We start from the raw sequence: 7731 nt of genomic DNA on the forward strand, positions 1-7731 counted from the left end.
AGAGCAGCTGATTTGTAATCAGCAGGTCGTGGGTTCGAGTCCCTCCGCCGGCTCTAAATTAAAACCATCTAAGAAATTAGGTGGTTTTTTGTTTTTTGTTGATTTTCGAGAGGAAGAATCACCTTCTCGCTTTTCACATTGTACTTCTCACTCTTTTAAGATTTGGGTATTGGTTTTTAGGAATTAGGAATTTAGGATTTGACTTTGCTTCTCACATTTCACTCCTTCTGCCTTCTCGCGAAATTCAACCTTTAAACCACCTTAAACTTTAAACCTATGCCCTTATTTGCCATATATGGTTCAAAAAAAGCATTCCTATTCAAAAAAAACTTCAATGACTTATATGTTTGTATTTTCTTTGCGTCCCTTAGCGTAATCCCTTTGCGAACTTAGCGGTTAATTTTTTTTACCACAAAGCAACACGAAGAAGGCACGAAGCAATAAGAATTTAGATAGTTACCTTTGCGTAAATCTTTGCGATCTTTGCGGTTAAATTTTTAGACACAAATTCCACAGATTTTCACAGATGGATACTTCTATGCCCTTATTTGCCTTATATGGTTCAAAACAAATACACCAAGTCATAAAAAACTTCGATGACTGATATGTTTGTACTTTCTTTGCGTCCCTTTGCGTAAACCCTTTGCGAACTTAGCGGTTAAACATTTTACTCCTCCCCATCAGGCGCGAGCAAAATAAGTTCAACGGCTAGCGCGAGTTTCAAACTCGTGACCACAAAGTTGTCTCGTCCTAAAATATGTTTAGATATTTATACGTAACCTAACAAAGATTTGCATAATTATTCTTCCATAATTTTTCTGTTTTTATAGTATTTTGAGGTACGTGATTTGGTGTAAGATTGCCTATGCTCATACGAGGTCTTTCATTATTATTAGAATGAGTTTTAGAACTGGTTTTTGTGGTTTACTTCATTTTTTTGCGTTAGGGATTGTAGTGGAAATCCTTTTTTGAGGCTCTTTTTGCCTCAAAAAAGATTGTAGCGAAATGCCCGACCCTTGTGGTAACGCCCAAATAATTGACATTTAACTGCAGTAACTGGCCTCGACACTCTAAATATGATTGCTCAAAAGATATTAGACAATAATAGAAATGGTGGTTTTATTGCCTTCTCATATCTAAAATCTCACGAAATTAAACCTTTAAACCCCCTTAAACCTTAAACAATTTAAACAATTCAACGCTTCAACAATTCAACCTTTAAACCCCCTTAAACTTTAAACAATTTAAACAATTCAACGCTTCAACAATTCAACGCTTCAACAATTAAACCTTTAAACCACCTTAAACTTTAAACAATTTAAACAATTTAAACAATTCAACGCTTCAACAATTCAACCTTTAAACCACCTTAAACTTTAAACAATTTAAACAATTCAACTCTTCACAAAAATTACCCCACCTCATACGCCAAGAAAAAAAAGCTAGTGTTTAGTATAAAACAGTAGCTTTTTTTGTTTTATTTTGTAATAGGCATAAAATCAGTATTTTGTGGGTTTGAGGCTAATATATATATTTTTTGAGATAATTATGTTAACAGAATCATTATATTTTGACTATTTAAGTTAAAATATGTTTAAATTTTACGATATTGTTAATATTTTAGTTAAAAAATGATTTTTCGGCAATATTTTTTGTATTTTTACATTTTAAATTTAAGTAATCTTAATAATTTTTGATATGAAATCAACTAGATTAGAACATGACTTCTTAGGGGAATTAGAAATTCCAAATGATTTGTACTACGGTGTTCAAACGTTTAGAGCGGTTGAAAACTTTAACATTACAGGAATACCAATTTCAAAAGAGCCTTTATTTATAAAAGCCTTAGGATATGTAAAAAAAGCAGCAGCCTTAGCTAATAAAGATTGTGGGGTATTGGATGCTAAGATAGCAGAGGCAATTTGTTACGGTAGTGATCAATTAATTGCTGGTAAATTTGACAAAGAGTTTGTTAGCGATTTGATTCAAGGAGGTGCTGGAACTTCTGTAAACATGAATGCTAATGAGGTTATCGCTAATATTGGTTTGGAATATTTAGGACATAAAAAAGGAGAATACCAATTTTTGCATCCTAACAATCACGTAAATTGCTCTCAATCTACAAATGATGCCTACCCATCAGCGTTTCGTATTGCACTTTATCTTAAAATGGAAAGTTTTATAGCTTCTTTAGTGGAACTAGAAAAAGCATTTACCGCCAAAGGAAAGGAATTTAATAGTGTACTAAAAATGGGACGTACCCAATTGCAGGATGCGGTTCCTATGACTTTAGGGCAAGAGTTTCATGCTTATGCAACTACAATTAGTGAAGATATTAAACGTCTAAAAGATGCACAAAGTTTAGTACTTGAAATAAACATGGGGGCTACGGCTATCGGAACAAAAGTAAACGCTCCAGAAGGTTACCCAGAATTATGTGTAAATTACTTAGCTAAAGAAGTAGGAATTCCTTTGTCATTATCTCCTGACTTAATTGAAGCTACGGTTGATACAGGGGCTTATGTGCAAATCATGGGTACCATGAAAAGAACCGCAGTAAAAGTGTCAAAAATTTGTAATGATTTGAGATTACTAAGTTCAGGACCAAGAACAGGTTTTAACGAAATTAACCTTCCAGCTAGACAACCAGGTTCATCTATTATGCCAGGTAAAGTAAATCCAGTTATCCCAGAAGTTGTGAATCAAACTTGTTTCTATGTTATTGGCCAAGACTTAACTGTAACTTTAGCGGCAGAAGCAGGACAGTTGCAATTAAACGTGATGGAACCAGTGATTGCATTTGCCATGTTCACTTCTTTAGATTATTTAACCAAAGCGATTCATACTTTAATTGATAAATGTATTGTTGGAATTACCGCAAACGAAAAACATTGCTATGATTTAGTAATGAATAGTATTGGAATTGTAACGCAACTTAATCCAATTCTAGGGTATGAAGAAAGTGCAAGTATAGCAGGGGAAGCGCTTAAAACAGGGAAAAGCGTACACCAAATTGCTGTTGTAGAACGCAAATTGATTACTCAAGAAAAATGGGATGAAATCTATTCTATTGAAAATCTAATTAATCCAAGGTTTATTAATGCCTAAACAACCTTAAAAATTTTACAATTTAAATTGATAACGATGAGAAAAATTCTTTCAATTGTATATGTCACGATTTTGACGTTCTCTATGACAGCGAAAGCTCAAAAAAACACTGAAAAAAATGCACCACGAATTATTATTTTAGCCACTGGAGGAACCATTGCTGGGTCAGGTGAATCGGCAACCAAAGCTGCATACACTGCTGGTAAGGTGCCTATCGATGACTTGTTAAATGCTGTGCCAGACATTCATAAATACGGAAAAATTTCAGGTGAACAAATCGCACAAATTGGAAGCCAAGATATGAATGTGGCTACTTGGCTAAAATTATCCAAAAGAATTAATCAAATTTTTAAGGAAAATTTAGCAGATGCAGTAGTGGTTACTCATGGAACGGATACGCAAGGAGAAACGGCTTACTTTTTAGACCTAACGGTTAACTCTGAGAAGCCCGTAGTTCTTGTAGGAGCAATGCGCCCGTCTACTGCAATGAGTCAAGATGGAAACCGAAATTTATTGGATGCTGTAATGGTAGCGGCTAACCCAAAAAGCCAAGGCAAAGGGGTAATTGTAGCTATGGATGAAAAAGTTTTCGACGCAAGAGATGTTACGAAAACAAGTACTACTAATCTAGAAACATTCAAATCTACTAATTTTGGTCCGATTGGATTAATCTATGATGGAAAAGTAAGCTATTACTACCAATCATTAAGAAACCCTTCCAAAAAATTTGATGTGTCTAAAGTAAACGAGCTTCCAAAAGTAGAAATTGTATACGGTTATGCTGATGCAAGCCCAGAGACAGTGTCTAATTTGGCTACAATTCCAGGTCTAAAAGGATTGGTGTATGCAGGGATGGGGAATGGAAACTTTGGAGAACCAGTAGGAAAAGCCTTGTCAGATATTGCAAAAAAAGGGGTGCTAGTATGTCGTTCTGCTAGAGCAAATTCAGGAAGAATTACTTTAGAAAATGAAGTAAACGATGCAGAATTAGGATTTGTAGTGGCGGATGATTTAAACCCACAAAAAGCTCGAGTTTTATTGATGCTTTCTTTGACTGAAACGGCTGATAGAGCTAAAATTCAACAAAATTTCTTTGAATACTAGTGTTCAAAACAGTAACCTGTTGATCGAAAGTTAAATAAAATAAAAATTAAACCACACTACGATGCCTCAGTGCAGGCTAGAACCATAGATGAATAGCAAGTCAACATAGAAAAAACAGAAATAGCACTATTTCTCGTATAGATGAGCTATGTGAATAGTAAAACGTCTATAGGATGCTATTAAAAACTAAAAAAAATGCTAGGATTCAAGCCTCCACTGGGGTATTGAAGTGTGGTAAAAAATAATTTCACCCAACGCTAGGTTAAATGCCATGTTTTGGGTAGGAGTTACGAGGGTTCATATAAAATAAAAAAAAGAACCACACAGCGCCATAGAGAGAGGTAAAGAAAGAATGAAAGGGAAAAAGTAGGTAAGTAGAATAAAGGGAGCTGAATAGCAAAAGCTGTTTTTATTCAATAACACTAAAAAGATTTGGTGTCAAGTACTTACTTAAGGGTGCTATGGGGTTAAAAAATAGCGTATCAACGGGTAAATCTTTAATAAACAATTAAAAACGCTGCTTATGTTTTGGTTAGAATTTAGTGTTCTTTTGGCCATGATCCTTATTGGATCTCAAATGAAAGGAATAGGTCTTGGTGTGATGGGGATGGTCGGGTTACTCATTTTTATACTTGTATTTAATATGAGACCAACAAGTCCTCCATTAGACGTGATGTTGATAATAATGGCTATAGTTACTACAGCCGCAACGCTTCAAGCCTCGGGTGGATTGGACTATTTAGTGCAATTGGCGGAGAAAATAATTAAGAGCAATCCTTCAAATATTACGTTTATTGCGCCTTTTACGGTGTTTTTTCTTTGTTTGTTTGCAGGTACTGCTCATATTGTGTACTCTTTATTGCCAATCATTTCTGAGGTGGCAGCCAAAAAGCGTATTCGTCCCGAAAGACCATTGAGCATTTCGGTAATAGCTTCACATTTAGCTTTAACGGGAAGCCCAATGAGCGCAGCAACTGCGGCCTTAGTCGTGATTTTGGGGTATCCTGGAGCTTTGGTGGATATTATGATGATCTGTATTCCGGCTTGTTTAATTGGACTAACAATAGGTTGTTTTTCGGTTTACAAAAAAGGGGTAGAATTGGTAAACGATCCAATTTTTATCGAAAAGATGAAAGACCCTGAATTTGCCGCTAGTTTGGATAGTGATGAAGTTGCGCAAAAAAAAGAACTAAAACCTGGAGCAAAAACAGCAGTTCTTATTTTTTCAATAGCCATAATATTGATCGTTATAGCGGGTGCTTTCCCAGATCTTGTGCCTCATTTTGAAGCAGGAGCCAAAACTTTAGCGGTAAATGAAAATGGTTCTTTATCAATGGTAACTATTATTGGTGTTGTGACTCTGTCAGCTTCGGCTGCCATGATGTTGATTACCAAAACGAGTGCTGCTGATGTAACTAAGATGAGTTTATTTACTTCTATGGCCTCTGCAGTAGTGTCTGTTTTTGGTGTGGTGTGGATGAGTTCAACGTTCATGGGACATAATGCAGATTTGATTCAAGAGGTTTTAGGAGGAGTGGTAAAAGATCATCCTTGGACTTTTTCAATAGCAGTTTTTGCGCTTGGTGTATTAATGTTTAGCCAAGCGGCAACAACTAAAACCATGATGCCATTAGGATTAGCATTAGGCTTACCTCCTGGGGCATTAATGGCAATTTTCCCTGCTGTAAACAGTGATTTTGTTTTGCCTGGATATCCTACGCTTTTGGCAGCTATCAACTTTGATAGAACCGGAAGTACTAAGATAGGTAAATACGTTGTGAATCATAGTTTTATGGTGCCTGGTGTAGTAGCAATTGGTGTTGCTATTGCTGTTGGCTTTGTATTAGGGGCATTTATTCTTTAAATATATAATTATGAAAAAAATATTTTTATTACTTGTAGTGTGTTTTGTCGTCAACCTTACTTTTGGCCAAGAGAAACAAACTAATGAGGGGGTTTTTCCGTTTCCAGATTCCTTACGTTCAATAATTCCTGTAAAGAAACAATCTTTGCTGAGGGATGTTGATGTGATTTTTAATACTCGTGTGGCTTTAAATAGTGGCTTTTTAGATGGAAGTCATACAGGGTCAAAGTTTAATTATGATCAGCTCCGTTTGGAAATTAAAGGGAAAATTCATGATAAGGTATCGTTTAGATTTCGTGACAGGTATACCAGAGAACCGGTTCCTGGAAATCTAGATAACATTAGTCGTTCGGTGGATATGGCTTTTTTGAAAGTAGATCTCTCACCAAGAACTAATTTTACGTTTGGTAAAATGTGTGCCGATTGGGGTGGGTATGAATTTGATTTTAATCCTATTGATATTCTTACCTACAATGACATGATTGAGAATTCAGACAACTTTTTAGTAGGGGCGGGTATCGCGCATACCTTCGCTGATAACAAAAATTCATTGTCTTTTCAAGTGCTAAATTCTAGAACTAAAACTTTTGAAGAACAATATGGGAATGCTATTCCACCTGGAATTACGGCTTCAAAAACACCATTTGCTTTTGTAGCCAATTGGAGAAGTAGTTTTTTTAAAGGTAAATTAGAAACTACTTATAGTTACAGCTTTTTTAATGAAGCCAAGAATGCGCATATGAATTATATTGCCTTAGGAAATAAATTCACAGCAAAAAACTTTGTACTGTATTATGATTTTCAGTACAGCAAAGAAAATATTGACCGAAAAGGGATTGTTTCTAATATCATAAATAGTAAATATCAATATGCTGCACAAGACGCTGTTTATCTTGAAAATTGGTTACGTGCAGAATATCTTGTAACACCAAAAGTAAATTTACTTTTGACGGTGATGAATAGCAATCATTCTTGGAAAGGGAATCCAGATCCAAAGGCTACTTCAAAATTAGGATCTAGCTACGGACTTATTCCAACCATTCAATACATGCCTTTTAAGGATATGAATTTGAAATTTTATATGGCATATACGGCTAGGAAATATGATTTTACTAAGTATGCTGAAACTACTTTCGGAGTCAAAGATTATACTACAGGACTCTTAAGTTTTGGATTCATTGCGCCACTTTTAGTGTTGTAAGTAAAAGAAGTTTTACTATAAAGGGCTTTAGCTCATTTTTTATAATGAGTTACGTATGCTATGGTTTGTCAAATATGAATAGGAATGTACTTTAGCCCTTTCTCTAATGTTTGTCAAATTTAAATAGGAATGTGCTTTAGCTCATTCTTTAATGTTTGTCATGTTTGTCATGTTTGAATAGGAATGTGCTTTAGCCCTTTCTTTATTGTTTGTCAAATTTGAATAGGAATGTGCTTTAACCCATTCTCTAATGTTTGTCAAATTTGAATAGGAATGTGCTTTAACCCATTCTTTAATGTTTGTCATATTTGAATAGGAATGTGCTTTAGCTCATTCTTTATGGTTTGTCAAATTTGAATAGGAATGTGCTTTAGCTTTCTTTATGGTTTGTCAAATTTGAATAAGAATGTGCTTTAACCCATTCTTTAATGTTTGTCAAATTTGAATAGGAATG

Annotated in this window: 4 protein-coding genes; all 4 read left to right on the forward strand. The window is 34.9% G+C overall.

Annotated features, from left to right (window positions below; genetic code table 11):
• The first annotated feature begins 1698 nt into the window (after positions 1-1698).
• The 4 genes from aspA to FLB_RS05315 all read left to right on the forward strand — a co-directional run bounded on the left by aspA (position 1699) and on the right by FLB_RS05315 (position 7277).
• The gene (gene aspA / locus FLB_RS05300; RefSeq protein ID WP_064714931.1) at positions 1699-3108 is read left to right on the forward strand and encodes an aspartate ammonia-lyase; all 1410 of its coding nucleotides are present in this window, start codon (positions 1699-1701) and stop codon (positions 3106-3108) included.
• Positions 3109-3144: 36 nt separating this feature from the next.
• Positions 3145-4212 carry a type II asparaginase gene (locus FLB_RS05305; RefSeq protein ID WP_064714932.1) on the forward strand — a complete coding sequence of 356 codons (1068 nt, stop codon included), beginning with the start codon at positions 3145-3147 and terminating at the stop codon, positions 4210-4212.
• 523 nt (positions 4213-4735) lie between these two features.
• Positions 4736-6076 (forward strand): anaerobic C4-dicarboxylate transporter family protein, encoded by a 1341-nt coding sequence (locus FLB_RS05310; RefSeq protein ID WP_064714933.1) that lies wholly within the window; start codon positions 4736-4738, stop codon positions 6074-6076.
• Between the two features lie 10 nt (positions 6077-6086).
• On the forward strand, positions 6087-7277 hold the full coding sequence (locus tag FLB_RS05315; RefSeq protein WP_064714934.1) for a porin: 1191 nt from the start codon (positions 6087-6089) through the stop codon (positions 7275-7277).
• Positions 7278-7731: the final 454 nt, after the last annotated feature.

Origin of the sequence: Flavobacterium succinicans (genome assembly GCF_001662485.1) — a bacterium.
Classification (GTDB): Bacteria; Bacteroidota; Bacteroidia; order Flavobacteriales; family Flavobacteriaceae; genus Flavobacterium; species Flavobacterium succinicans_A.

Coding starts and splice junctions, on each gene's coding strand:
- FLB_RS05315 (WP_064714934.1), top strand. CDS start 6,087: ATGAAAAAAATATTTTTATTACTTGTAGTGTGTTTTGTCGTCAACCTT.
- FLB_RS05310 (WP_064714933.1), top strand. CDS start 4,736: ATGTTTTGGTTAGAATTTAGTGTTCTTTTGGCCATGATCCTTATTGGA.
- aspA (WP_064714931.1), top strand. CDS start 1,699: ATGAAATCAACTAGATTAGAACATGACTTCTTAGGGGAATTAGAAATT.
- FLB_RS05305 (WP_064714932.1), top strand. CDS start 3,145: ATGAGAAAAATTCTTTCAATTGTATATGTCACGATTTTGACGTTCTCT.